Annotated in this window: 33 protein-coding genes, 6 tRNA genes and 4 rRNA genes; 1 reads left to right on the forward strand and 42 read right to left on the reverse strand. The window is 45.4% G+C overall.

The features are described 5' to 3' along the window. Positions 1-36 precede the first annotated feature (36 nt). The 34 genes from M1F17_RS19485 to M1F17_RS19650 form a co-directional block, all read right to left on the reverse strand. Positions 37-1,026: a DNA-directed RNA polymerase subunit alpha gene (locus tag M1F17_RS19485; protein ID WP_004265491.1), complete on the reverse strand. Its 990-nt coding sequence runs from the start codon at positions 1,024-1,026 to the stop codon at positions 37-39. 25 nt (positions 1,027-1,051) lie between these two features. Next, positions 1,052-1,672 carry a 30S ribosomal protein S4 gene (gene rpsD / locus M1F17_RS19490; protein ID WP_004265487.1) on the reverse strand — a complete coding sequence of 207 codons (621 nt, stop codon included), beginning with the start codon at positions 1,670-1,672 and terminating at the stop codon, positions 1,052-1,054. A 37-nt stretch (positions 1,673-1,709) separates the two neighbouring features. Then, positions 1,710-2,099 (reverse strand): 30S ribosomal protein S11, encoded by a 390-nt coding sequence (gene rpsK, locus M1F17_RS19495; protein WP_002919257.1) that lies wholly within the window; start codon positions 2,097-2,099, stop codon positions 1,710-1,712. Between the two features lie 16 nt (positions 2,100-2,115). Next, positions 2,116-2,472: a 30S ribosomal protein S13 gene (rpsM, locus tag M1F17_RS19500; protein WP_004907144.1), complete on the reverse strand. Its 357-nt coding sequence runs from the start codon at positions 2,470-2,472 to the stop codon at positions 2,116-2,118. Positions 2,473-2,617: 145 nt separating this feature from the next. Further along, the gene (rpmJ, locus tag M1F17_RS19505) at positions 2,618-2,734 is read right to left on the reverse strand and encodes a 50S ribosomal protein L36 (protein ID WP_004265484.1); all 117 of its coding nucleotides are present in this window, start codon (positions 2,732-2,734) and stop codon (positions 2,618-2,620) included. Positions 2,735-2,780: 46 nt separating this feature from the next. Then, positions 2,781-4,106, reverse strand: coding sequence for a preprotein translocase subunit SecY (gene secY / locus M1F17_RS19510; protein ID WP_004265481.1), 1,326 nt, complete (start codon positions 4,104-4,106; stop codon positions 2,781-2,783). Between the two features lie 7 nt (positions 4,107-4,113). Beyond that, positions 4,114-4,548: a 50S ribosomal protein L15 gene (gene rplO / locus M1F17_RS19515; protein ID WP_004265478.1), complete on the reverse strand. Its 435-nt coding sequence runs from the start codon at positions 4,546-4,548 to the stop codon at positions 4,114-4,116. 3 nt (positions 4,549-4,551) lie between these two features. Continuing rightward, on the reverse strand, positions 4,552-4,731 hold the full coding sequence (gene rpmD, locus M1F17_RS19520) for a 50S ribosomal protein L30 (RefSeq protein WP_004265475.1): 180 nt from the start codon (positions 4,729-4,731) through the stop codon (positions 4,552-4,554). A 6-nt stretch (positions 4,732-4,737) separates the two neighbouring features. Further along, the gene (gene rpsE / locus M1F17_RS19525; protein WP_004265471.1) at positions 4,738-5,238 is read right to left on the reverse strand and encodes a 30S ribosomal protein S5; all 501 of its coding nucleotides are present in this window, start codon (positions 5,236-5,238) and stop codon (positions 4,738-4,740) included. 14 nt (positions 5,239-5,252) lie between these two features. Next, positions 5,253-5,606: a 50S ribosomal protein L18 gene (rplR, locus tag M1F17_RS19530; RefSeq protein WP_004265467.1), complete on the reverse strand. Its 354-nt coding sequence runs from the start codon at positions 5,604-5,606 to the stop codon at positions 5,253-5,255. A gap of 9 nt (positions 5,607-5,615) precedes the next feature. Then, complete coding sequence (gene rplF, locus M1F17_RS19535) at positions 5,616-6,149, reverse strand: 50S ribosomal protein L6 (protein ID WP_004265464.1); 534 nt, start codon at positions 6,147-6,149, stop codon at positions 5,616-5,618. Between the two features lie 14 nt (positions 6,150-6,163). After that, positions 6,164-6,556, reverse strand: coding sequence for a 30S ribosomal protein S8 (rpsH, locus tag M1F17_RS19540; RefSeq protein WP_004907134.1), 393 nt, complete (start codon positions 6,554-6,556; stop codon positions 6,164-6,166). A gap of 29 nt (positions 6,557-6,585) precedes the next feature. Further along, on the reverse strand, positions 6,586-6,891 hold the full coding sequence (gene rpsN, locus M1F17_RS19545; RefSeq protein ID WP_004265458.1) for a 30S ribosomal protein S14: 306 nt from the start codon (positions 6,889-6,891) through the stop codon (positions 6,586-6,588). Between the two features lie 12 nt (positions 6,892-6,903). Beyond that, positions 6,904-7,443, reverse strand: a complete 540-nt coding sequence (rplE, locus tag M1F17_RS19550; RefSeq protein WP_004265455.1) for a 50S ribosomal protein L5 — start codon at positions 7,441-7,443, stop codon at positions 6,904-6,906. A 15-nt stretch (positions 7,444-7,458) separates the two neighbouring features. Next, positions 7,459-7,773 (reverse strand): 50S ribosomal protein L24, encoded by a 315-nt coding sequence (gene rplX, locus M1F17_RS19555; protein ID WP_004265452.1) that lies wholly within the window; start codon positions 7,771-7,773, stop codon positions 7,459-7,461. A gap of 10 nt (positions 7,774-7,783) precedes the next feature. Next, positions 7,784-8,155, reverse strand: coding sequence for a 50S ribosomal protein L14 (rplN, locus tag M1F17_RS19560; RefSeq protein WP_004265449.1), 372 nt, complete (start codon positions 8,153-8,155; stop codon positions 7,784-7,786). A gap of 175 nt (positions 8,156-8,330) precedes the next feature. Then, positions 8,331-8,585 (reverse strand): 30S ribosomal protein S17, encoded by a 255-nt coding sequence (gene rpsQ / locus M1F17_RS19565; protein ID WP_004265446.1) that lies wholly within the window; start codon positions 8,583-8,585, stop codon positions 8,331-8,333. Further along, a complete protein-coding gene (gene rpmC, locus M1F17_RS19570) occupies positions 8,585-8,776 on the reverse strand; it encodes a 50S ribosomal protein L29 (RefSeq protein ID WP_004265442.1) in 192 nt (63 codons plus the stop codon). Before rpmC ends, rpsQ begins: the two co-directional genes overlap by 1 nt. Further along, positions 8,776-9,186, reverse strand: coding sequence for a 50S ribosomal protein L16 (rplP, locus tag M1F17_RS19575; RefSeq protein ID WP_004265436.1), 411 nt, complete (start codon positions 9,184-9,186; stop codon positions 8,776-8,778). Before rplP ends, rpmC begins: the two co-directional genes overlap by 1 nt. 12 nt (positions 9,187-9,198) lie before the next feature. Beyond that, positions 9,199-9,900 carry a 30S ribosomal protein S3 gene (gene rpsC / locus M1F17_RS19580; protein ID WP_004265433.1) on the reverse strand — a complete coding sequence of 234 codons (702 nt, stop codon included), beginning with the start codon at positions 9,898-9,900 and terminating at the stop codon, positions 9,199-9,201. Positions 9,901-9,917: 17 nt separating this feature from the next. After that, complete coding sequence (gene rplV / locus M1F17_RS19585) at positions 9,918-10,250, reverse strand: 50S ribosomal protein L22 (protein ID WP_004265430.1); 333 nt, start codon at positions 10,248-10,250, stop codon at positions 9,918-9,920. 15 nt (positions 10,251-10,265) lie between these two features. Then, positions 10,266-10,544, reverse strand: a complete 279-nt coding sequence (gene rpsS, locus M1F17_RS19590; RefSeq protein ID WP_004265426.1) for a 30S ribosomal protein S19 — start codon at positions 10,542-10,544, stop codon at positions 10,266-10,268. Between the two features lie 14 nt (positions 10,545-10,558). After that, on the reverse strand, positions 10,559-11,383 hold the full coding sequence (rplB, locus tag M1F17_RS19595) for a 50S ribosomal protein L2 (RefSeq protein ID WP_004265422.1): 825 nt from the start codon (positions 11,381-11,383) through the stop codon (positions 10,559-10,561). 19 nt (positions 11,384-11,402) lie between these two features. Next, positions 11,403-11,705, reverse strand: a complete 303-nt coding sequence (gene rplW, locus M1F17_RS19600) for a 50S ribosomal protein L23 (RefSeq protein WP_004265420.1) — start codon at positions 11,703-11,705, stop codon at positions 11,403-11,405. After that, positions 11,702-12,307 carry a 50S ribosomal protein L4 gene (gene rplD / locus M1F17_RS19605; RefSeq protein WP_004265418.1) on the reverse strand — a complete coding sequence of 202 codons (606 nt, stop codon included), beginning with the start codon at positions 12,305-12,307 and terminating at the stop codon, positions 11,702-11,704. Before rplD ends, rplW begins: the two co-directional genes overlap by 4 nt. Positions 12,308-12,323: 16 nt before the next feature. Continuing rightward, entirely contained in the window at positions 12,324-12,953 is a 630-nt protein-coding gene (gene rplC / locus M1F17_RS19610; RefSeq protein WP_004265414.1) for a 50S ribosomal protein L3, read from the reverse strand. A 32-nt stretch (positions 12,954-12,985) separates the two neighbouring features. Next, positions 12,986-13,297 carry a 30S ribosomal protein S10 gene (rpsJ, locus tag M1F17_RS19615; protein WP_001181005.1) on the reverse strand — a complete coding sequence of 104 codons (312 nt, stop codon included), beginning with the start codon at positions 13,295-13,297 and terminating at the stop codon, positions 12,986-12,988. Positions 13,298-13,637: 340 nt separating this feature from the next. After that, positions 13,638-14,111, reverse strand: a complete 474-nt coding sequence (gene bfr / locus M1F17_RS19620; protein ID WP_094963184.1) for a bacterioferritin — start codon at positions 14,109-14,111, stop codon at positions 13,638-13,640. A gap of 126 nt (positions 14,112-14,237) precedes the next feature. Next, entirely contained in the window at positions 14,238-14,438 is a 201-nt protein-coding gene (gene bfd / locus M1F17_RS19625) for a bacterioferritin-associated ferredoxin (protein WP_004265412.1), read from the reverse strand. Between the two features lie 273 nt (positions 14,439-14,711). After that, complete coding sequence (gene tuf, locus M1F17_RS19630; RefSeq protein ID WP_004264373.1) at positions 14,712-15,896, reverse strand: elongation factor Tu; 1,185 nt, start codon at positions 15,894-15,896, stop codon at positions 14,712-14,714. A gap of 117 nt (positions 15,897-16,013) precedes the next feature. Beyond that, positions 16,014-16,089 (reverse strand) — tRNA-Thr (locus M1F17_RS19635). A gap of 6 nt (positions 16,090-16,095) precedes the next feature. Next, positions 16,096-16,170: transfer RNA gene (locus M1F17_RS19640), tRNA-Gly, on the reverse strand. 75 nt (positions 16,171-16,245) lie between these two features. Further along, positions 16,246-16,330, reverse strand: a tRNA-Tyr gene (locus M1F17_RS19645). 15 nt (positions 16,331-16,345) lie between these two features. Beyond that, positions 16,346-16,421, reverse strand: a tRNA-Thr gene (locus M1F17_RS19650). Positions 16,422-16,847: 426 nt separating this feature from the next. Between M1F17_RS19650 and coaA the strand changes: the two genes are divergently transcribed. Next, on the forward strand, positions 16,848-17,798 hold the full coding sequence (gene coaA / locus M1F17_RS19655; RefSeq protein ID WP_004264367.1) for a type I pantothenate kinase: 951 nt from the start codon (positions 16,848-16,850) through the stop codon (positions 17,796-17,798). A gap of 39 nt (positions 17,799-17,837) precedes the next feature. On the opposite strand, the gene birA is transcribed toward coaA, so the two are convergent. From birA to M1F17_RS19695, 8 genes are all read right to left on the reverse strand, one after another. Further along, positions 17,838-18,812 carry a bifunctional biotin--[acetyl-CoA-carboxylase] ligase/biotin operon repressor BirA gene (gene birA, locus M1F17_RS19660; protein ID WP_094963241.1) on the reverse strand — a complete coding sequence of 325 codons (975 nt, stop codon included), beginning with the start codon at positions 18,810-18,812 and terminating at the stop codon, positions 17,838-17,840. Then, entirely contained in the window at positions 18,809-19,843 is a 1,035-nt protein-coding gene (gene murB / locus M1F17_RS19665; RefSeq protein ID WP_094963242.1) for a UDP-N-acetylmuramate dehydrogenase, read from the reverse strand. The genes birA and murB overlap by 4 nt, the downstream gene beginning before the upstream one ends. Before the next feature lie 155 nt (positions 19,844-19,998). Next, positions 19,999-20,114, reverse strand: a 5S ribosomal RNA gene (gene rrf / locus M1F17_RS19670). 26 nt (positions 20,115-20,140) lie between these two features. After that, positions 20,141-20,216, reverse strand: a tRNA-Thr gene (locus M1F17_RS19675). Positions 20,217-20,261: 45 nt separating this feature from the next. Beyond that, positions 20,262-20,377 (reverse strand): 5S ribosomal RNA (gene rrf / locus M1F17_RS19680). Between the two features lie 141 nt (positions 20,378-20,518). Continuing rightward, a 23S ribosomal RNA gene (locus M1F17_RS19685) occupies positions 20,519-23,602 on the reverse strand. A 335-nt stretch (positions 23,603-23,937) separates the two neighbouring features. Then, positions 23,938-24,013 (reverse strand) — tRNA-Glu (locus M1F17_RS19690). A gap of 138 nt (positions 24,014-24,151) precedes the next feature. Further along, positions 24,152-25,691 (reverse strand): 16S ribosomal RNA (locus M1F17_RS19695). The 16S, 23S and 5S rRNA genes sit together here with 2 tRNA genes alongside, the layout of an rRNA operon. Positions 25,692-25,912 lie beyond the last annotated feature (221 nt).

Genomic DNA, 25,912 nt, shown 5'->3' on the forward strand with positions numbered 1-25,912 from the left:
ACCTTATCCTTCTCAGTAAAACCTTAACCTGTGATCTTAATCATCAGCAATACTTGCTGGTGGCCAATTTTCTAAGCGCATGCCCAGAGAAAGACCACGAGATGCCAAGACGTCCTTAATTTCAGTAAGAGATTTCTTACCAAGATTCGGAGTTTTAAGCAACTCAACTTCTGTACGCTGTACCAGATCACCGATGTAGTGGATAGCTTCTGCTTTGAGGCAGTTAGCAGAGCGGACAGTCAATTCCAGATCGTCAACTGGGCGCAATAAGATAGGATCGAATTCTGGTTTTTCTTCTTTAACTTCAGGCTGACGTACATCACGTAAGTCAACAAAAGCTTCAAGTTGTTCAGCCAGAATGGTTGCCGCACGGCGAATCGCCTCTTCAGGATCGATTGTACCGTTAGTTTCCATTTCAATAACTAACTTATCCAAGTCTGTACGTTGCTCAACACGAGCTGCTTCAACATTGTAGGCAATACGCTCTACTGGGCTGTAGCAAGCATCGACTAACAAACGACCGATTGGGCGCTCATCTTCTTCCGAATGAACTCGGGCAGAAGCCGGCACATAACCACGACCACGCTGTACTTTAATTCGCATATTAATAGATGCGCTTTCGTCAGTCAGGTGGCAGATGATGTGCTGTGGCTTGACGATTTCGACATCACCATCATGGATGATGTCGGCTGCAGTCACAGGGCCAATGCCAGATTTATTCAAGGTTAAAATAACTTCATCTTTCCCCTGAACTTTTACCGCCAGCCCTTTCAGGTTGAGGAGAATCTCCAGGATATCTTCCTGTACACCTTCTTTGGTGCTGTACTCATGCAGTACACCATCAATCTCAACCTCTGTCACCGCACAACCCGGCATAGACGAAAGCAGAATACGGCGCAGTGCGTTACCAAGAGTATGGCCAAAGCCACGCTCTAAAGGCTCAAGGGTCACCTTAGCGTGCGTCGAACTCACTTGCTCGATATCTACCAGGCGCGGTTTTAGAAACTCTGTCACAGAACCCTGCATTGTGTCCTCTCTTTGGTGCTAAGCTTTACTTGGAGTAAAGCTCGACGATCAGGTGTTCGTTAATGTCCGCAGACAAGTCAGTACGTTCAGGAATACGTTTGAACACACCTTCCATTTTAGCAGCATCAACTTCCAGCCAAGTTGGCTTCTCACGCTGTTCAGCCAGCTCTAAAGCAGCCTTAATACGAGACTGTTTTTTAGCTTTCTCACGAACGCTGATAACGTCATTCGGGGAAACCTGATAAGAAGCGATATTAACTACACGGCCATTTACCATGATAGCTTTATGGCTAACCATTTGACGTGCTTCTGCGCGAGTTGCGCCAAAGCCCATACGGTAAACGACGTTATCAAGACGACCTTCCAGCAAAGTCAGCAGGTTTTCACCTGTGTTGCCTTTCAGACGTGTTGCTTCTTTGTAATAGTTACGGAATTGACGTTCCAGAACACCGTAGATACGACGAACTTTTTGTTTTTCACGTAACTGGACGCCATAGTCAGACAGACGCGGTTTACGCGCACCGTGCTGGCCTGGAGCCTGTTCTAATTTACACTTGGTGTCAATCGCGCGAACACCAGACTTCAGGAAGAGGTCTGTTCCTTCGCGACGGCTCAGCTTGAGCTTAGGACCCAAATATCTAGCCATTTTCTTTCTCCAACAGTCCTAAAAAAAACGAAACGTATTAAACGCGACGTTTTTTCGGTGGGCGACAACCGTTATGAGGGATAGGAGTCACATCAGTAATATTAGTGATGCGGAAACCAGCGGCGTTCAGAGCACGAATTGTTGATTCGCGACCCGGACCCGGTCCCTTAACCATAACTTCCAGGTTCTTGATACCGTATTCTTTCACGGCTTCTGCGCAACGCTCTGCTGCAACCTGAGCTGCAAACGGAGTGGATTTGCGAGAACCACGGAAACCGGAACCACCGGCAGTTGCCCAACCCAATGCGTTACCTTGACGGTCTGTAATAGTAACGATTGTGTTGTTGAAAGAAGCATGGATATGAGCCACACCGTCTGAGACTTGTTTTCTTACACGCTTACGTGCACGAATTGGTGCTTTTGCCATTATTCAATACCCCGACTTATTTCTTGATCGGCTTACGCGGACCCTTACGGGTACGAGCGTTAGTCTTAGTACGCTGTCCGCGCACAGGAAGACCACGACGATGACGTAAACCACGGTAACATCCAAGGTCCATCAGACGCTTGATGCTCAGGGTAATTTCACGACGTAAGTCACCTTCTACAACGTATTTAGCAACTTCGTCACGCAGCTTGTCGATTTGTTCTTCAGACAGCTCACTGATCTTAACATTTTCAGCAATACCAGTTGCTTCACAGATAGCCTGTGAACGAGTTTTGCCGATACCGAAAATCGATGTTAAAGCGATTACAGTATGTTTATGATCAGGAATGTTAATGCCTGCTATACGGGCCACTATGCACTCCTAAGTTAAAATATACATTACTGTGCTGAAAAGCCCGTTTTCAGGATACTCAAACAATAATGTATCTTAGATAAAAAAGATTGGCTGGCTAATTTAGCCAGCTCAACCCAACTTTGCAAGAAAAAAATGCTTTTTCTTAACCTTGACGTTGTTTATGTCTTGGTTCAACACTACAAATTACACGAACGCTACCATTGCGACGAATAATTTTGCAGTTACGGCATAATTTCTTGACGGAAGCACGAACTTTCATTTTTACTCTCCGTAACTTCTAAGCAAACCATAATCACACTAAATGATTACTTACCTTTCAGGTTTGCTTTCTTCAATGCAGACTCATACTGACTTGACATCATCAGAGTTTGCACTTGAGCCATAAAGTCCATGATAACGACAACCACGATTAAGAGGGAAGTACCACCAAAATAGAAAGGTACTTTCATTGCGTCACGCATGAACTCCGGGATTAGGCAGATGAAGGTAATATATAATGCGCCAACTAATGTTAAGCGAGTCATTACCTTATCAATGTACTTGGCCGTTTGCTCTCCCGGACGAATTCCTGGTACAAATGCACCGGACTTCTTCAGGTTATCTGCTGTTTCTCTCGGGTTGAAAACCAACGCCGTATAGAAGAAACAGAAGAAGATGATCGCAGATGCATAAAGTAACACATATAACGGTTGACCAGGCTGTAAATACATAGAAATTGTAGTCAGCCAGTCCCAGCCAGTTCCATCACCAAACCAAGAAGCTATTGTACCCGGGAATAGTATGATACTGGAAGCAAAAATTGCAGGAATTACACCCGCCATATTCACTTTTAACGGTAAATGTGTACTTTGTGCTGCGTAAACACGGCGGCCTTGCTGACGTTTAGCGTAATTAACGACGATACGACGTTGACCACGTTCCATAAACACAACAAAGAATGTAACCGCGAATACTAACACCGCAACCAACAGCAACAGGAGGAAGTGCAGATCGCCTTGCCGAGCTTGCTCGATGGTATGGCCAATAGCCGGCGGTAATCCCGCAACAATACCAGCAAAGATAATGATAGAAATACCGTTACCGATACCTCTTTCAGTTATCTGCTCACCTAACCACATAAGGAACATAGTCCCCGTGACCAAGCTAACAACAGCCGTAAAGTAGAACGGGAGACCCGGATCAATAACTAACCCTTGCATCCCTGGCATATTCGGTAGACCCATTGCAATACCAATAGATTGGAATATTGCTAATACCAGAGTACCCCAACGAGTATATTGGCTTATCTTCCGACGACCTGCTTCTCCTTCCTTCTTAATCTCTGCTAACCGTGGATTAACCACTGATAATAATTGGATGATAATCGATGCCGAAATATACGGCATGATACCCAAAGCAAAGATAGAAGCACGGCTAAGAGCACCACCAGAGAACATGTTAAACATTTCAATGATGGTGCCTTGTTGCTGTTCGAGCAATTTGGCAAGCACAGTGGCATCAATACCAGGGATTGGAATAAAAGAACCAATTCGGAAAACAATTAGCGCACCAATTACAAACAAAAGTCTGCGTTTAAGTTCGCCAGCTCCACCCTTGGCACTTTGAAAATCTAATCCTGGTTGTTTAGCCATCTGTCACTTATTCCTCAATTTTACCGCCGGCAGCTTCGATTGCAGCGCGAGCACCTTTAGTAACACGAAGGCCACGTACAGTAACTGCACGGTTCACTTCGCCAGACAGAATAACTTTCGCATATTCAATCTGGATGCCAACAACGTTCGCGGCTTTCAGTGCGTTCAGATCAATAACATCGCCTTCAACAGCAGCAAAATCAGACAGACGAATCTCTGCAGTGATCATTGCTTTGCGTGAAGTGAAGCCGAATTTCGGCAGACGACGGTATAAAGGCATCTGGCCGCCTTCGAAACCACGACGTACGCCACCGCCAGAACGAGATTTCTGACCTTTGTGACCACGGCCGCCGGTTTTACCGAGACCAGAACCGATACCACGACCTACGCGTTTAGGCGCGTGCTTGGCACCTTCAGCCGGAGACAGAGTATTTAAACGCATCTCTTACTCCTCAACTTTAACCATGTAGGAAACCAAGTTGACCATACCACGTACAGCAGGAGTATCCTCGCGCTCTACTGTATGACCAATGCGACGCAGACCTAAACCGACCAGTGTTGCCTTATGCTTAGGCAGACGACCGATTGAACTGCGAACTTGTGTAATTTTAATAGTCTTAGCCATAGCCGATTACCCCAGAATTTCTTCGACGGATTTTCCACGCTTAGCTGCGACCATTTCTGGAGACTTCATGCTGTCTAAAGCATCCAGTGTTGCACGAACCACGTTGATTGGGTTAGTGGAACCATAGGTTTTAGCCAGTACGTTGCGAACTCCAGCTACTTCTAAAACAGCACGCATTGCACCGCCGGCAATGATACCGGTACCTTCGTGAGCAGGTTGCATAAACACACGAGAACCAGTGTGTGTACCTTTCACAGGGTGGAACAATGTGCCGTTGTTTAGAGCAACGGTTTTCATACTGCGACGGGCTTTTTCCATCGCTTTCTGGATTGCTGCCGGAACTTCGCGCGCTTTGCCGTAGCCAAAACCAACGCGACCGTTACCATCACCAACTACAGTCAGTGCGGTAAAGCTGAAAATACGGCCACCTTTAACGGTTTTTGCTACGCGGTTTACCGCGATCAGCTTTTCCTGCAGTTCGCCAGCTTGTTTTTCGATGTGAGCCATCTTACACCTCTACCTTAGAACTGAAGGCCAGCTTCACGGGCAGCATCTGCCAGTGCCTGGACTCTACCATGATATTGGAAACCAGAACGGTCAAAAGCAACAACAGTGATGCCTTTTTCCAGTGCGCGTTCAGCAATTAATTTACCAACTACTGCTGCTGCATCTTTGTTTCCAGTGAATTTCACTTGCTCATTGATAGCTTTTTCTGTAGTAGAAGCTGCAACCAATGTTTCAGAACCGTTCGGTGCGATAACCTGCGCATAAATATGGCGTGGAGTACGATGTACCACCAGGCGAGTCGCACCCAACTCTTGGATCTTACGGCGTGCGCGGGTCGCACGACGGATACGAGCTGCTTTCTTATCCATAGTGTTACCTTACTTCTTCTTAGCCTCTTTGGTACGCACGATTTCATCGGCGTAACGAACACCTTTACCTTTGTAAGGTTCAGGACGACGGTAAGCACGCAGTTCTGCTGCAACTTGACCAATCACTTGCTTATCCGCACCTTTCAGTACGATTTCAGTTTGTGTTGGACATTCAGCAGTAATGCCTGCTGGCAGTGCGTGTTCAACCGGATGCGAGAAACCTAAAGACAAGCTTACTGCATTGCCTTTGATTGCTGCACGGTAACCAACACCGACCAGTTGAAGCTTTTTAGTGAAGCCTTCGGTAACACCAACAACCATTGCATTACACAGTGAACGAGTAGTACCCGCTTGTGCCCATGCATCATCAAAACCTTCGCGTGGTGCGAAAGTCAGTTGATTGTCTTCGCTTTTAACTTCAACTGCATTATGGATAGTACGAGTAAGCTCGCCGTTTTTACCCTTAATCGAAATAACCTGACCGTTGAGTTTTACCTCTACGCCGGCAGGAATGACGACGGGTGCTTTTGCCACACGAGACATTCTTTCCTCCCGAATTAAGCTACGTAGCAGAGAATCTCGCCACCAAGACCAGCTTGGCGAGCTGCACGATCAGTCATGACACCTTTAGAGGTAGAAACAACAGCGATACCTAAACCAGCCATAACTTGTGGCAGCTCATCTTTTTTCTTATAGATGCGCAGACTTGGGCGGCTTACACGCTGAATGCTTTCTACAACAGCCTTACCTTGGAAATAACGTAAAGTCAGTTCCAGTTCTGGCTTGATGTCGCCTTCAATTTTAAAATCTTCAATATAACCTTCTTCCTTCAGCACTTTGGCAATTGCCACTTTCAGCTTGGAGGAAGGCATGGTGACCGCAACTTTGTTCGCGGCCTGACCGTTACGGATACGGGTCAGCATATCCGCGATGGGATCTTGCATGCTCATCTGTCTTTACTCCCGTGATTCAAATGGAATTACCAACTTGCCTTTTTAAGGCCCGGGATTTCACCGCGCATAGCGGCTTCACGGACTTTAATACGGCTCAGACCAAACTTCCGCAGGAAACCGTGCGGACGCCCTGTTTGACGGCAGCGGTTACGCTGACGAGAAGGACTTGAATCACGTGGCAGTGTTTGCAGCTTGAGAACAGCGTCCCAGCGATCTTCATCAGATGCTTTAACATCAGAGATGATAGCTTTCAGTTCTACGCGTTTTGCGAAGAATTTCTCAGCTAATTTAGCACGTTTAACATCACGCGCTTTCATAGATTTCTTAGCCATGAGTACCCTGCCTTACTTGCGGAACGGGAAGTTGAACGCTGCTAACAGTGCGCGACCTTCGTCATCTGATTTCGCAGTAGTGGTGATAGTAATATCTAAACCACGTACGCGATCCACTTTATCGTAATCGATTTCAGGGAAGATGATTTGTTCACGAACACCCATGCTGTAGTTACCGCGACCATCGAAAGACTTAGCGGACAAGCCACGGAAGTCACGAATACGTGGTACAGCAATAGAAATCAGACGCTCAAGGAACTCCCACATGCGTTCGCCACGCAGGGTTACTTTACAGCCGATTGGATAGCCCTGACGGATTTTGAAGCCTGCAACAGATTTGCGTGCTTTGGTGATCAAAGGTTTTTGACCTGAGATCGCTGTTAAATCAGCTGCTGCATTATCCAGCAGTTTTTTATCAGCAATCGCTTCACCAACACCCATATTCAGGGTGATCTTCTCGACCCGAGGGACTTGCATGACAGAAGTGTAGCTAAACTCGGTCATGAGTTTATTAACTACTTCGTCTTTATAGTAATCATGCAGTTTCGCCATCGTATACTCCAAAAATTACTTGATAGTTTCACTGTTAGATTTGAAGAAACGGACTTTTTTGCCGTCTTCGAATCTAAAGCCTACACGGTCAGCCTTACCAGTTGCCGCGTTAAAGATTGCAACGTTAGAAACTTGAATAGCCGCTTCTTTTTCAACGATGCCACCTGGTTGGTTCAGAGCCGGTACAGGCTTCTGATGTTTTTTAACCAGATTGATACCTTCAACGATAACTTTACTAGAAGAAATAACCTGCTTTACTTTACCGCGCTTACCTTTGTCTTTCCCAGTTAGCACGATAACTTCGTCATCACGACGGATTTTCGCTGCCATAGTTCGCTCCTTAGAGTACTTCAGGTGCCAGAGAGATAATTTTCATAAACTTCTCGTTACGAAGTTCACGAGTTACCGGCCCAAAAATACGCGTACCGATTACTTGCTCACTGTTATTATTTAATAACACACAAGCATTACCATCGAAGCGAATGACAGAACCGTCAGGGCGACGTACACCCTTCTTGGTGCGCACCACTACCGCTTTCAGGACATCACCCTTTTTAACTTTACCGCGTGGAATTGCTTCTTTAACAGTAATTTTAATGATGTCGCCTACATGTGCATAGCGACGGTGCGAGCCACCTAGAACCTTGATACACATTACGCGACGTGCACCGGAGTTGTCGGCCACGTTCAGCATAGTCTGTTCTTGGATCATTTTAGTGCTCCGCTAAATGTCAACTACTACTGAGCCACCTCATTATGAAGAGGCCGTTCAAATATACCCATACTACGAGGGCGCGGCATTATAACACCACATCATCGTGTTGGACAGAAAAAAATAAACGGCTCAATCAAAAAGAGCCGTTTATTCATCAAGAAAAGTTATTCTATTACAGAACAGCTTTTTCTACAACGCGAACTAAGGCCCAAGACTTAGTCTTAGACAGTGGACGAGTTTGGCGGATTTCTACCACGTCACCAATTCCACATTCATTGTTCTCGTCATGTACGTGCAATTTAGTCGTACGACGGATGAATTTACCATACAGAGGGTGTTTCACCATACGTTCGATAGCAACAACAATAGATTTCTCCATTTTATCGCTAACTACACGACCTTGCAGAGTACGGATTTTATCGCTCATTACGCACCTGCCTTCTCAGTCAGTAAAGTCTTCACACGTGCGATATCGCGACGCACTTGTTTCAACAGATGAGACTGTTGCAGCTGACCGCTTGCAGCCTGCATACGTAAATTAAATTGTTCACGTAACAGGTTCAAAAGTTCAGCATTCAGCTCTTCAACGCTTTTTTCGCGCAGCTCTTGTGCTTTCATTACATCACCGTCTTAGTTACAAAGGTGGTTTTGATAGGCAGTTTCGCTGCTGCCAGAGAGAATGCCTCACGAGCCAGCTCTTCAGGCACACCGTCCATTTCGTACAGTACTTTACCAGGCTGAATTAAGGCAACCCAATATTCTACGTTACCTTTACCTTTACCCATACGAACTTCGAGTGGTTTCTCAGTGATTGGTTTGTCTGGGAACACACGGATCCAGATTTTACCTTGACGCTTAATAGCACGGGTCATAGCACGACGTGCCGCTTCGATCTGACGTGCAGTCAGACGACCACGGCCAACAGCTTTAAGACCGAAAGTGCCGAAGCTAACATCCGTACCTTGCGCTAGACCACGGTTGCGGCCTTTGTGCACCTTACGGAATTTTGTACGCTTTGGTTGTAACATCAGCGACTCTCCTTACTTGCGGCCTTTACGCTGCTGCTTTTTAGGTTGAGCAGCTGGTTTCTCAGCTTGTTCAACAGCAGCCATACCACCCAGAATCTCACCTTTGAAGATCCATACCTTAACGCCGAGAACACCATAAGTGGTGTGCGCTTCTGAAGTGTTGTAATCGATATCAGCACGTAATGTGTGCAGTGGCACACGGCCTTCACGATACCACTCGGTACGAGCGATTTCAGCACCGCCTAAACGGCCACTGACTTCAACTTTAATACCTTTAGCGCCCAGACGCATTGCGTTCTGTACCGCACGCTTCATAGCACGACGGAACATAACACGACGTTCCAGCTGTGAAGAAATGCTGTCAGCAACTAATTTAGCGTCTAGTTCTGGTTTACGAACTTCGGCGATATTGATTTGCGCAGGAACACCAGCGATATCCGCTACTGTTTTACGCAGTTTTTCAACGTCTTCACCTTTCTTACCGATAACGATACCTGGGCGAGCAGTGTGAATAGTCACACGGATGCTTTTCGCAGGACGTTCGATAACGATGCGAGAGATTGACGCTTTTGCCAATTCTTTATTCAAGTACTGGCGTACTTTGTAATCGCTGTCTAGGTTGTCAGCGAATTCATTGGTGTTCGCATACCAAGTAGAGTTCCAAGGTTTGACAATACCCAGGCGAATACCATTAGGATGTACTTTCTGACCCATTGCTAGTCTCCAGAGTCTCAGCGATCGGACACAACCACAGTAATGTGGCTGGTGCGCTTAAGAATACGATCTGCACGGCCTTTCGCACGCGGCATGATGCGTTTCATGGTTGGACCTTCGTCTACGAAAATTTTCGCAACTTTCAGGTCATCAATGTCAGCGCCATCGTTTTGCTCTGCGTTAGCAATTGCAGATTCAAGTACTTTCTTCACTAAACCAGCAGCTTTCTTGTTGGTGTAGGTCAGAATTTCCAGAGCTTGCGACACTTTCTTACCGCGAATCAGGTCGGCAACTAAGCGAACCTTCTGGGCAGAAGAACGAGCGTGGCGATGCATAGCTAAAGTTTCCATCTCTTCCTCCTATCCTTAACGTTTCTTAGCTTTCTTATCTGCCGCGTGGCCGCGATAAGTGCGAGTCGGTGCGAATTCACCCAGTTTGTGACCAACCATTTCGTCGGTTACAAAAACTGGAACATGCTGACGACCATTATGGACAGCGATGGTCAATCCGATCATATTAGGAAAGATCGTTGAACGACGGGACCAAGTCTTAAGAGGCTTCTTGTCTCCGCTTTCCACCGCTTTCTCTACCTTCTTCAGCAAGTGCAGGTCAATAAAAGGACCTTTCTTGAGAGAACGTGGCATGGTTTATCCTCTAATTATTTTTTAGAACGATGACGTACGATGAATTGATCAGTACGCTTGTTACTACGAGTTTTCTTACCTTTGGTTTGAACGCCCCATGGTGTTACTGGGTGTTTACCAAAGTTACGGCCTTCACCACCACCATGTGGATGGTCTACTGGGTTCATCGCAGTACCGCGAACGGTAGGACGAACACCACGCCAGCGGCTAGCACCAGCTTTACCGAGAACACGTAACATATGTTCAGCGTTACCAACTTCACCAAGAGTTGCACGGCAATCAGCTAAAACTTTACGCATTTCACCAGAACGCAGACGTAATGTGACATAAGCACCATCACGAGCAACGATTTGAGCGTAAGTACCTGCTGAACGCGCTAACTGTCCACCTTTACCTGGTTTCAGTTCGATGTTATGAACTGTAGAACCAACAGGGATGTTGCGCATCGGCAGTGCGTTACCAGCTTTGATTGCTGAATCAACACCAGATTGAATCTGGTCGCCAGCTTTCAGGCCTTTTGGTGCAAGAATATAACGACGTTCACCGTCTTTATATAGAACCAGTGCAATGTTCGCAGAACGATTTGGATCATATTCCAAACGCTCAACAACTGCAGGAACACCGTCTTTGTTGCGTTTGAAGTCAACTAAACGATAATGCTGCTTATGGCCACCACCGATATGACGGGTAGTGATACGGCCATTGTTGTTACGACCACCGGATTTGCTGTTTTTTTCTAACAGCGGAGCATAAGGTTTACCCTTATGCAGCTCAGGGTTAACCACTTTAACTACGTGGCGACGGCCCGGAGACGTAGGTTTACATTTAACAACTGCCATTGTTCTTTACTCCTCCGACTTACTCAGCACCGCTAATGAAGTCCAAATTTTGGCCTTCTTTCAGCGTGACGTAAGCTTTTTTCCAGTCGCTACGACGACCGAAACGCTGACCGTGGCGTTTAGTTTTGCCTTTAACCAGCAAAGTGTTAACACCTTCAACTTCAACTTCAAACAGTTTCTGTACAGCAGCTTTGATTTCTGCTTTAGTCGCGTCTTTCGCAACTTTGAGAACGATGGTATTGCTTTTTTCCATCGCTGTAGAAGCTTTTTCAGATACATGCGGCGCGCGCAGTACTTTTAGCAGACGTTCTTCACGGATCATGCCAGCATCTCCTCAACTTGCTTCACAGCATCAGCAGTCATAACCACTTTGTCGAAGGCGATCAGGCTAACCGGGTCAATACCTGCTGCATCACGAACGTCAACCTTATACAGGTTACGCGCTGCTAAAAACAGATTTTCATCTAATTCAGCAGTGATGATCAGAACATCTTCCAGAGCCATATCTTTCAGTTTCTGTGCCAGCAACTTAGTTTTAGGTGCTTCAACAGAGAACTTCTCGACAACGATCAGACGATCTTGACGTACCAACTCAGAGAGGATGCTTTTTAAAGCACCACGGTACATCTTCTTATTAACTTTTTGACTGTGGTCCTGTGGTTTAGCTGCGAAGCTAACACCACCAGAGCGCCAAATTGGGCTCTTTACTGAACCAGAACGTGCACGGCCAGTACCTTTTTGACGCCATGGTTTTTTACCTGAACCAGAAACTTCAGCACGAGTTTTCTGAGCACGAGTACCTTGACGAGCACCAGCTGCATACGCAACAACTACTTGGTGAACAAGCGCTTCATTGAAATCACGCCCGAAGGTAGTTTCGGAAACAGTCAGCGCGCTTTGCGCGTCTTTCATTACCAATTCCATTCCTATCTCCTCGACGTTAAGCCTTGACAGCCGGTTTTACGATCAGGTTGCTACCAGTTGCTCCTGGAACAGCACCTTTGACCAGCAGCAGGTTGCGCTCAGCGTCAACACGTACTACATCTAGGCTTTGAACAGTTACACGCTCATTACCCAGTTGGCCTGCCATTTTCTTGCCTTTAAACACTTTGCCCGGAGTCTGGTTTTGACCGATAGAACCCGGAACACGGTGAGACAAGGAGTTACCGTGAGTAGCATCTTGAGTACGGAAATTCCAGCGCTTAACTGTGCCGGCAAAACCTTTACCTTTAGATGTACCAGTAACGTCGACTTTTTTAACGTCAGCGAAAATTTCAACGCTAATGCTTTGACCTACTGTGTATTCTGCACTGTCTTCAATGCGGAATTCACGCAGGATACGGCCAGCTTCGACGCCAGCTTTAGCGAAATGACCTGCTTCAGGCTTAGTTACACGATTAGCTTTTTTGCTACCGGTAGTAACCTGAATTGCATTATAACCGTCAGTTTCTGCAGTTTTAACCTGAGTAACACGGTTATTTTCAATTTCGATAACAGTTACAGGTATAGAAACGCCATCTTCAGTGAAGATACGAGTCATACCGACTTTCTTACCGACTAAACCTTTCATTGTTTCAACCTCTCAATCGTTCGACGACCTGATTAACCCAGGCTGATCTGCACGTCAACGCCGGCAGCCAGGTCCAGACGCATCAGAGCATCAACGGTCTTTTCGGTTGGCTCAACGATGTCAACCAGACGCTTGTGAGTGCGAATTTCGTACTGATCACGCGCATCTTTGTTAACGTGCGGAGAAATCAGAACGGTAAAACGCTCTTTACGTGTCGGCAGCGGGATAGGACCACGAACTTGCGCACCAGTGCGCTTAGCAGTCTCTACGATTTCCGCAGTTGATTGATCGATTAAACGATGATCAAAAGCTTTCAGGCGGATACGGATTCTTTGGTTCTGCATGAGACCAGAGCTCCAACTATTTTATAAACGTAAATGATTACTCCTCGTACCCATTTCGATTGATGGGAGAGTGTAATCGTTCTTGATGTAACTTCCAAATCGGAAGTATTGTCTAAATGAGCAACAAATTGTTAACTCAATACTGATATTTCAGTCCTAAAATATAGGGCTTACTCATCAGTAAGCCCGCGCATTATACGTAAATTATAGGGAAACGCAAGCAATCGAGGAAAATATGTGCGAATTTTCTAGGGGAGTAATGGAAAAAACCTCAACCATGGAATACACAGTGGTTGAGGTTAGTTATTAACTTAATAAAACAACAGTACGGAATAAGACTTTATTCTTCTTTAACTTGTGCTTGAAGATAGTTTTGAATTCCCAAACGATTAATCAGCTCTAGTTGAGTTTCTATCCAATCAATATGATTTTCTTCATCAGCTAAAATTTCAATCATCAGGTCTCGACTTACGTAGTCATGAACCGAATCTGCATACTTAATAGCTTCCTTTAGATTTTTTGCCCCATCGATTTCAAGCTGTAAATCTGACTTCAGCATTTCTTCAACATCTTCACCAATATTCAATTTGCCAAGATCTTGTAAGTTAGGAATACCTTCGAGGAAAAGAATTCGCTCTATATATTTATCTGCGTGCTTCATTTCATCAATTGATTCGTGATATTCCATCTCATTGAGACGTGTAAGCCCCCAATTTTTAAACATGCGTGCATGCAAAAAATATTGGTTAATTGCAACTAACTCATTGCCCAGTAGTTTATTTAGGTGGGCTATCATTTTTTTATCGCCTTTCATTTCTACCCTCCATCGCTTCCAGTCTTTTAAGTGTAGTACTGAAATTGATGTTAGTGTGATTTTTACACAATGTATTTAAACAAAAGGTGATAAATATGGTGGGAATAATTTGACTGGTATTAAATACTATGCGACTTCAGTTGCGCACGCATCCTCAAAAATCATTTGCTCTTCATATAAAATTGCCTTCGTCTGTCGAATACATTTTCCACATTCTAAGCCTACAGGCAGAATTTGTCGTAGACCCTTTAGTGAGGTCACTTGATACTTTCTTGCGGCATTTCTGATCTGTTTATCAGTAATGGCTTCACAAAGGCAGATGTACATGATGCTTACCTGTATAAATCACATACAGATAGTTTAAATAAAAATGATTTGCATTTCAATTATCATTACTAATGATTTACAAAGATCATTTACCACTGAGCGATTAATTACACAAGCAAGTGAAATCAAAAGAAAAAATAACTTTTAATATGAATGATTCGGCTAATATATAGCAACGTAATGCTGCAATTTTATGTAGTCAAAATTTTGCTTATAACAACAAAAGGGCACCTAAATAAGGTGCCCTTTTTTAAAACTAGATAAAGCTATGTATTATGCAATAATTTTTGCAACAACACCCGCACCTACAGTACGGCCACCTTCACGGATTGCGAAACGTAAACCGTCGTCCATCGCGATTGGGTGGATCAGGGTAACGATCATGTTGATGTTATCACCTGGCATTACCATCTCTACGCCTTCTGGCAGTTCGATAGTACCTGTTACGTCAGTTGTACGGAAGTAGAACTGTGGACGGTAACCTTTGAAGAATGGAGTATGACGACCACCTTCATCTTTGCTCAGAATATAAACTTCTGATTCAAATTTAGTGTGTGGCTTGATTGAACCTGGTTTCGCCAGTACTTGACCACGTTGAATTTCTTCACGCTTAGTACCACGCAGCAGAACACCAACGTTCTCACCTGCACGACCTTCGTCTAACAGTTTACGGAACATTTCAACGCCAGTACAAGTTGTTTTAACCGTGTCTTGAATACCAACGATTTCAACTTCTTCACCAACTTTGATGATACCACGCTCAACACGGCCTGTTACTACTGTACCACGACCTGAGATTGAGAATACGTCTTCGATTGGCAGCAGGAATGGCTTGTCAATTGCACGCTCTGGCTCTGGAATGTAAGTATCCAGGTGGCCTGCTAATTCAACAATTTTCGCTTCCCACTCTGGGTTGCCTTCCAGCGCTTTCAGTGCTGAACCACGAACAACTGGAGTGTCGTCGCCTGGGAAATCGTATTGAGACAGAAGTTCACGAACTTCCATTTCGACTAATTCTAACAGCTCTTCGTCGTCTACCATGTCACATTTGTTCAGGAAAACGATGATGTAAGGAACACCAACCTGACGACCTAACAGGATGTGCTCACGAGTTTGTGGCATTGGGCCATCAGTCGCAGCAACAACCAGAATTGCACCGTCCATCTGAGCAGCACCAGTGATCATGTTTTTAACATAGTCGGCGTGTCCTGGGCAGTCTACGTGCGCGTAGTGGCGAGTTGGAGTATCGTATTCTACGTGTGAAGTAGAGATGGTGATACCACGCGCTTTTTCTTCTGGTGCGTTATCGATTTGGTCGAATGCGCGAGCAGAACCGCCGTAAGTTTTAGCCAGAACAGTAGTGATAGCTGCTGTCAGAGTAGTTTTACCGTGGTCAACGTGGCCGATAGTACCAACGTTAACGTGCGGTTTTGAACGTTCAAATTTTTCTTTAGACATTAGATTGTCCCTCTAAGACACGGAATCGGTGGTTAAACCACATCAACCAAGCAAGAATTATTTCGCTTGTTTTTTTCAGGAGACAAATCAGGGAGATAAGTGAGAACATAAAGGAAGTGGTGCTGATAGGCAGATTCGAACTGCCGACCTCACCCTTACCAAGGGTGTGCTCTACCAACTGAGCCATATCAGCACATCTTGGAGCGGGCAGCGGGAATCGAACCCGCATCATCAGCTTGGAAGGCTGAGGTAATAGCCATTATACGATGCCCGCAATGAACTCGGCTACCTGAGTTATCAGCTGTTAAACTGTTCCTCAAAATTTTCTCTTAAGAAAATTTCTTGGAGATGGTGGTGGGAGAAGGATTCGAACCTTCGAAGTCTGTGACGGCAGATTTACAGTCTGCTCCCTTTGGCCGCTTGGGTATCCCACCTATCCAAATTTTTAATGGTGCCGGCACCAAGAGTCGAACTCGGGACCTACTGATTACAAGTCAGTTGCTCTACCAACTGAGCTATGCCGGCATCAAGTGCTGCGCATTCTAGGTAGAGTCGGCGCAGGTTGCAACAAAAAAATTAACTTTTTTGTTTGTTCGCTCACATTTTGTTCGCTTTTCGCATTTTTGTTGATTTTTTAACTGTTTTAAGCTTAAAACATCAACAGCAGCTGTTAACTATAGTCCATTATCATTTGGTCAGTAAAGGGAGAAAAAGGCTTAAAATTTTTAAAATCATTATTTTTTATTCGATATCACAGTTTTACCCTCTTATTCTTAGGTGTTTTTTTCATCACTCAGTATCATTTTTTCTGCCTGCATCAAAAAAAACTGATAAAAAATAGAAAAAAACCTACGCCTCCCCACTTTCCCTCGCTATGATGCTAGCAAATTTTATGGATACGGGTGTTTAGGCAACCTGTCCAACCTGCATAAAATAGGCAGATGTTGGTTTATGAAAAAGAAAGAAAATTTTATTACTACGCCATACTTAGAGTTTGATAGAGAACACTGGGCAACTTTACGTGATTCAGTACCGCTTACATTAACATCGAGTGAACTTCTAGAGTTAAAAGGGATTAACGAAGAACTCTCTATGGAAGATGTTATAGAAATTTATCTACCTTTATCGCGTTTACTGAATTTTTATATTAGTTCCAACTTACGTCGTCAGGCTGTTCTAGAACAATTCCTTGGAACTAATGGCGCAAAAGTGCCTTATATTATTGGTATAGCAGGTAGTGTGGCCGTTGGTAAAAGTACAACAGCACGTTTACTGCAAGCACTACTCACTCGTTGGCCTGAACACCGTAAAGTTGACCTGATCACAACTGATGGTTTTTTACATCCTAATCAAGTATTAAAAGATAGGAATATCATGAAGAAAAAAGGTTTTCCGCAATCTTATGATATGCGAAAACTAGTCAACTTCGTGTCACAAATAAAATCAGGTGCACGTAATGTTAAGGCTCCGGTTTATTCGCATTTAACGTATGACATTGTCCCTGATGAAGAACAGGTAATTGATCAACCTGATATTTTAATACTCGAAGGGCTGAATGTCTTACAAAGTGATATGGATTATCCACAAGACCCCCATCATGTATTTGTATCTGACTTTGTTGATTTCTCCATTTATGTTGATGCTGCACCTGAATTATTAAAGCAATGGTATATCGGTCGGTTCCTTAAATTTAGGCAAGGTGCATTCTCAGATCCTGATTCTTACTTCCATAGTTATTCTAAACTTAGGGAAGAAGAGGCAATTAATATTGCTAGCTCTATTTGGGATGAAATTAATGGGCTAAACCTTGAAGAAAATATATTACCAACAAAGGAAAGAGCCAGTTTAATTATGACTAAAGGTGAGAATCATTCTATTCAGAGTGTTAGATTAAGAAAGTGATTATTTATATTGGCCGGTTTCTCTCCGGCCAGTAATATATTATTCATTTGGTCTTAAGGATATTTCACCACCAATATAGGAAATTATTTCGCCATTATCCTTCTGTAGCAATAATGCACCTTGCTCATTAATCCCACGTTCAATTCCCGTTATTATTTCGTTGCCAATCAATAACTTAACATTTCTATTTAAAAAATTATCTAACTCAATCCATCTTTCTAAAAATGGTTTTAGCCCTTCTTTTTCAAATAAAACCAATGAATTCCTCAAAGCTTGAATTATATTTGCTGATAATTCATTTCTCTCTATATTTTCAAATTCGTCAGATAGAGAGGACCAGGCTTGAGTTATGTTTTCGCTACTGTCAGAATTTTCTTTATTCATGCCAATATTAATACCAATACCGATAATAATATGAGCTGCATCCCCTGTTTTACCCGTTAATTCAACCAAAATTCCTGCAAGCTTTTTATCATTCATATATAGGTCATTAGGCCATTTGACTTTGACTTTATTACCAATTAATTTATTTAACGTTTCAGCGACAACAATACCAACAACTAAGCTTAACCCTATTGCCGCCGCAGGACCTTGGTCTAATTTCCAGTACATGGATAAGTAAAGGTTACATCCAAATGGTGATATCCATTGCCTTCCTCTTCTGCCTCGCCCAGCACTTTGATACTCAGCAAGACACGTATCCCCTGACTGTAATTCAGTAATTCTCTCCAACATGTACTGATTAGTAGAATCAATAACAGGTTCAACTATAATATTTACGTCATCAACTCGCTGTTTTATTGTATCTTCGTTAAGTAGGTTAATAGGATAAGGTAGCTTATACCCTTTACCGGTTACCGTTTGTACATTCAGTCCCCACGAACGTAGCGTTTTTATATGCTTATTGATCGCTGCGCGGGTCATCCCTAGTTTATCTCCTAGCTGTTCTCCTGAATGCACTTGCGCATCGGCCAAGATATTTATGAGATCTAGTGGGGTGTTTCTTTCTTTCATTGAATACATTCCATTGCGTTGATTTCGCCATTTTTACCAATAAACCTGACCTCTGGTTCTAAATGTATACCAAAATGCTCTAAAACCTTTTGACTCACATATTTTGCTAGATTGACAATGTCTTGCCCTGTCGCTCGGTTTTTATTGATTAAAACCAATGCTTGCTGCTTATGTACCGCAGCACCACCGATTTCATGTCCTTTCAGACCACATTGGTCGATAAGCCACCCTGCTGCTAGCTTTACGCGTCCATCTTCTTGGTTATATTGAGGACAATTAGGATAAGCTATTTTTATGGCTTGTGCTTTTTCTGCTGAAATAATAGGATTTTTAAAGAAACTCCCTGCATTACCTGTTATTGCCGGATCAGGTAATTTACTTCTACGCGTTTGGCATACAGAGTTAAATACTTGTTCTGGTGTTACTGTATTGGGGTCAAGCTGAGCAAGGTCACCATATATAAGCTTAGGCGTCCATTCTTTAGCAAGTTTTAACCCAACACTGATAATGACATAGCCATATTGATATTCATGCTTAAAAATGCTATCACGGTAGCCAAACTGACACTCTGCAGCTGTTAGCCGTGTTACTTTACCTGTATCTAGAGAAAGTACATCAACATACTGACATATATCTTTTAGCTCTAAACCATAAGCACCAATATTTTGAATGGGCGCAGAACCTACACAACCTGGGATCAACGCTAAATTTTCCGCACCACAAACACCTTCACTCAATAACGTTTCAAGTAATTGATGCCAATTTTCACCTGCTTGAGCATGAACATACCAATAGCTGATATCTTCTGTTATTTGTACACCCTTTAGCTGATTGATGATTACTACACCTGCAAAGTCTTCAACAAATAGAACATTGCTTCCCCCTCCTAATAATAATACTGGGAGTTGCTGATTTTTAGCCTCGCTCCATTGCTGGAGTAGAGATTCTTGGTTATCCACAAAAACAATTGATAGTGCTTTTGCTTGAATGCCAAAGCTATTAAATGATTTAAGTTCAGACGTTAGGTTCATTACAGCCTTCAGTACAAATAAAACAAAGATAAGATAAGTCTATCAGGCTGGATTAAGAGTGAATAGCAGGATTAAGAAAATAAGATAATTAGTGAAAATTACTCTATTAGTAGAATGCAAAAAGCCACCCAATGGGTGGCCTCTTTATATTTAAAACCTAGCAGTTCCCTACTCTCACATGGGGAGACCCCACACTACCATCGGCGCTACGGCGTTTCACTACTGAGTTCGGCATGGGGTCAGGTGGGACCACCGCGCTATTGCCGCTAGGTAAATTCTTTTTAAATGCCGATTATATGGTGCTGATACCCAGATTCGAACTGGGGACCTCACCCTTACCAAGGGTGTGCTCTACCAACTGAGCCATATCAGCAATATGGTGCGGTCAGTTAGTACTGACACAACCTTAAAATTTAATGTCTGGCAGTTCCCTACTCTCACATGGGGAGACCCCACACTACCATCGGCGCTACGGCGTTTCACTGCTGAGTTCGGCATGGGGTCAGGTGGGACCACCGCGCTATTGCCGCCAGACAAATTCTGTTTTGTTCCCGTTTAGTTTTTTCTTCACTAAACCAGAACCTCAATCTCAAACAAGCTGCGTGTCCTTCACCCTTCGGCTTCTCACGTTCTCTGAAAAACAACTCTATCTCTCTAAAACACCTTCGGTGTTGTCAGGTTAAGCCTCACGGTTCATTAGTATTGGTTAGCTCAACGTATCGCTACGCTTACACACCCAACCTATCAACGTCTTAGTCTTAAACGTTCCTTTAGGACCCTTAAAGAGTCAGGGAAGACTCATCTCAAGGCAAGTTTCCCGCTTAGATGCTTTCAGCGGTTATCTCTTCCGCACTTAGCTACCGGGCAATGCCATTGGCATGACAACCCGAACACCAGTGGTGCGTCCACTCCGGTCCTCTCGTACTAGGAGCAGCCCCTTTCAATCTTCCAACGCCCACGGCAGATAGGGACCGAACTGTCTCACGACGTTCTAAACCCAGCTCGCGTACCACTTTAAACGGCGAACAGCCGTACCCTTGGGACCTACTTCAGCCCCAGGATGTGATGAGCCGACATCGAGGTGCCAAACACCGCCGTCGATATGAACTCTTGGGCGGTATCAGCCTGTTATCCCCGGAGTACCTTTTATCCGTTGAGCGATGGCCCTTCCATTCAGAACCACCGGATCACTAAGACCTACTTTCGTACCTGCTCGAGCCGTCACTCTCGCAGTCAAGCTGGCTTATGCCTTTGCACTAACCGCATGATGTCCGACCATGCTTAGCCAACCTTCGTGCTCCTCCGTTACTCTTTGGGAGGAGACCGCCCCAGTCAAACTACCCACCAGACACTGTCCGCACCCCAGATAATGGGGCAACGTTAGAACATCAAACATTAAAGGGTGGTATTTCAAGGTTGGCTCCACGCAGACTGGCGTCCACGCTTCAAAGCCTCCCACCTATCCTACACATCAAGGCTCAATGTTCAGTGTCAAGCTATAGTAAAGGTTCACGGGGTCTTTCCGTCTTGCCGCGGGTACACTGCATCTTCACAGCGAGTTCAATTTCACTGAGTCTCGGGTGGAGACAGCCTGGCCATCATTACGCCATTCGTGCAGGTCGGAACTTACCCGACAAGGAATTTCGCTACCTTAGGACCGTTATAGTTACGGCCGCCGTTTACTGGGGCTTCGATCAAGAGCTTCTCCTTACGGATAACCCCATCAATTAACCTTCCAGCACCGGGCAGGCGTCACACCGTATACGTCCACTTTCGTGTTTGCACAGTGCTGTGTTTTTAATAAACAGTTGCAGCCAGCTGGTATCTGCGACTGGCTTCAGCTCCATGAGTAAATCACTTCACCTAATGCCAGCGTGCCTTCTCCCGAAGTTACGGCACCATTTTGCCTAGTTCCTTCACCCGAGTTCTCTCAAGCGCCTGAGTATTCTCTACCTGACCACCTGTGTCGGTTTGGGGTACGATTAATGATAATCTAGAGCTTAGAGGCTTTTCCTGGAAGCGGGGCATGAGCTACTTCATCACCGTAGTGACTCGTCGTCGGACCTCAGCATATAGTGAACCGGATTTGCCTAATTCACCTGCCTACATCCTTAAACCGGGACAACCGTCGCCCGGATAGCCTAGCCTTCTCCGTCCCCCCATCGCAATTATCACCAGTACGGGAATATTAACCCGTTTCCCATCGACTACGCATTTCTGCCTCGCCTTAGGGGTCGACTCACCCTGCCCCGATTAACGTTGGACAGGAACCCTTGGTCTTCCGGCGTGCGGGTTTTTCACCCGCATTATCGTTACTTATGTCAGCATTCGCACTTCTGATACCTCCAGCATGCCTCACAGCACACCTTCACAGGCTTACAGAACGCTCCCCTACCCAACAATATTTACATATCGCTGCCGCAGCTTCGGTGCATAGTTTAGCCCCGTTACATCTTCCGCGCAGGCCGACTCGACCAGTGAGCTATTACGCTTTCTTTAAATGATGGCTGCTTCTAAGCCAACATCCTGGCTGTCTGAGCCTTCCCACTTCGTTTCCCACTTAACTATGACTTTGGGACCTTAGCTGGCGGTCTGGGTTGTTTCCCTCTTCACGACGAACGTTAGCACCCGCCGTGTGTCTCCCGTGATAACATTCTTCGGTATTCGTAGTTTGCATCGAGTTGGTAAGTCGGGATGACCCCCTAGTCGAAACAGTGCTCTACCCCCGAAGATGAGTTCACGAGGCGCTACCTAAATAGCTTTCGGGGAGAACCAGCTATCTCCCGGTTTGATTGGCCTTTCACCCCCAGCCACAAGTCATCCGCTAATTTTTCAACATTAGTCGGTTCGGTCCTCCAGTTAGTGTTACCCAACCTTCAACCTGCCCATGGCTAGATCACCGGGTTTCGGGTCTATACCCTGCAACTTATTCGCCCAGTTAAGACTCGGTTTCCCTACGGCTCCCCTATACGGTTAACCTTGCTACAGAATATAAGTCGCTGACCCATTATACAAAAGGTACGCAGTCACCCCATCCTCAAATGTCCCGCTTGGCTTTGCGGCCAATCTTGCCCGATTTTTTAACTTCCGCTGCTCATGGACTTCGATGTCCACTGCGCTGCGGCTTGAAAAAATCGACCAACCTTGTTGGCAAATCCTGCGCTGTTATTGTGATGGTTTTACACCCTCACTCAATTGCCGAGGCACTTGAGTGATGGGGCTCCCACTGCTTGTACGTACACGGTTTCAGGTTCTATTTCACTCCCCTCGCCGGGGTTCTTTTCGCCTTTCCCTCACGGTACTGGTTCACTATCGGTCAATCAGGAGTATTTAGCCTTGGAGGATGGTCCCCCCATATTCAGACAGGATAACACGTGTCCCGCCCTACTCGTCGAGTTCACAACACTAACACCTTCGGATACGGGGCTATCACCCTTTACTGCCGGACTTTCCAGACCGTTCTCCTGATGCTAATGCTGATTAAGACTCTGGGCTGCTCCCCGTTCGCTCGCCGCTACTAGGGGAATCTCGGTTGATTTCTTTTCCTCGGGGTACTGAGATGTTTCAGTTCCCCCGGTTCGCTTCGTTTGACTATGTATTCATCAAACGATAGTGCAACGGATTGCACTGGGTTTCCCCATTCGGAAATCGTCGGTTGTAACGGTTCATATCACCTTACCGACGCTTATCGCAGATTAGCACGTCCTTCATCGCCTCTGATTGCCTAGGCATCCACCGTGTACGCTTAGTCGCTTAACCTCACAACCCGAAGGTGTCTTCTGACAACGAGTGACTGCACGTCATGATTTCTTCGTTGGGCAGTGCGCGCAATGCTCACGTACCTAAGTACGCTGCGCTTGCTGTGCGCTGGCCGCCTCGAACTCATTTCGTTCGTCGACTCGATGCTTCAGAGAAGCACATTCAAGTTGAGATTTTTGAGAGACTCTCACATTGTTTAAGCGATAAACAATGTGCGTTGTTTTCAATTTTCAGCTTGTTCCAGATTGTTAAAGAGCATAATTGTTAAACCAACTACAATATAATTGGCTTAATCATTATTGGGGACATCGTCTTTCACTCGATATCGGCGCAATTGGCGTCCCCTAGGGGATTCGAACCCCTGTTACCGCCGTGAAAGGGCGGTGTCCTAGGCCTCTAGACGAAGGGGACACGAAAATTCAATTGCAAAACACCGTTTTGCTATTTTCGTGTAAGTCTTATCCTCTCGAATAAGTCTCCCACGTAAAGCCATTGCTCTACTTTCTATCAGACAATCTGTGTGAGCACTTCACAAAAACACTTCAATGGTAAGGAGGTGATCCAACCGCAGGTTCCCCTACGGTTACCTTGTTACGACTTCACCCCAGTCATGAATCACAAAGTGGTAAGCGCCCTCCCGAAGGTTAAGCTACCTACTTCTTTTGCAACCCACTCCCATGGTGTGACGGGCGGTGTGTACAAGGCCCGGGAACGTATTCACCGTAGCATTCTGATCTACGATTACTAGCGATTCCGACTTCATGGAGTCGAGTTGCAGACTCCAATCCGGACTACGACGTACTTTATGAGTTCCGCTTGCTCTCGCGAGGTCGCTTCTCTTTGTATACGCCATTGTAGCACGTGTGTAGCCCTACTCGTAAGGGCCATGATGACTTGACGTCATCCCCACCTTCCTCCGGTTTATCACCGGCAGTCTCCTTTGAGTTCCCGACCGAATCGCTGGCAACAAAGGATAAGGGTTGCGCTCGTTGCGGGACTTAACCCAACATTTCACAACACGAGCTGACGACAGCCATGCAGCACCTGTCTCAGAGTTCCCGAAGGCACCAAAGCATCTCTGCTAAGTTCTCTGGATGTCAAGAGTAGGTAAGGTTCTTCGCGTTGCATCGAATTAAACCACATGCTCCACCGCTTGTGCGGGCCCCCGTCAATTCATTTGAGTTTTAACCTTGCGGCCGTACTCCCCAGGCGGTCGATTTAACGCGTTAGCTCCGAAAGCCACTCCTCTAGGGAACAACCTTCAAATCGACATCGTTTACAGCGTGGACTACCAGGGTATCTAATCCTGTTTGCTCCCCACGCTTTCGCACCTGAGCGTCAGTCTTTGTCCAGGGGGCCGCCTTCGCCACCGGTATTCCTCCACATCTCTACGCATTTCACCGCTACACATGGAATTCTACCCCCCTCTACAAGACTCTAGCTGACCAGTCTTAGATGCCATTCCCAGGTTAAGCCCGGGGATTTCACATCTAACTTAATCAACCGCCTGCGTGCGCTTTACGCCCAGTAATTCCGATTAACGCTTGCACCCTCCGTATTACCGCGGCTGCTGGCACGGAGTTAGCCGGTGCTTCTTCTGTCGGTAACGTCAATCGCTGATGATATTAGCATCAACGCCTTCCTCCCGACTGAAAGTACTTTACAACCCTAGGGCCTTCTTCATACACGCGGCATGGCTGCATCAGGCTTGCGCCCATTGTGCAATATTCCCCACTGCTGCCTCCCGTAGGAGTCTGGGCCGTGTCTCAGTCCCAGTGTGGCTGATCATCCTCTCAGACCAGCTAGGGATCGTCGCCTTGGTGAGCCATTACCTCACCAACTAGCTAATCCCATATGGGTTCATCCGATAGCGCAAGGACCGAAGTTCCCCTGCTTTGCTCCTGAGAGATTATGCGGTATTAGCTACCGTTTCCAGTAGTTATCCCCCTCTATCGGGCAGATCCCCATACATTACTCACCCGTCCGCCGCTCGTCAGCGAGAAGCAAGCTTCTCCTGTTACCGCTCGACTTGCATGTGTTAGGCCTGCCGCCAGCGTTCAATCTGAGCCATGATCAAACTCTTCAATTAAAAGTAGCTTGATGCTCAAAGAATGTCTTACTGACCGTAACGTTCTTTTGTTCGGCTAACTTTGTCGGCTTCGCATCGCTTCCCCTCGCCGTACCTAAGTACTGCCTCGGGTTATCTCTGCTTGCCTTCGCGTTATCCTTCCAAAATAAGCGTTACTACCTTATTTCATATATATGAATTAACGTGTTAGTCACTCTTCAAGACTTAAAATCAAATATTTT

The sequence above is a fragment of the Providencia sp. PROV073 genome (assembly GCF_033688125.1).
Classification (GTDB): Bacteria; Pseudomonadota; Gammaproteobacteria; order Enterobacterales; family Enterobacteriaceae; genus Providencia; species Providencia hangzhouensis.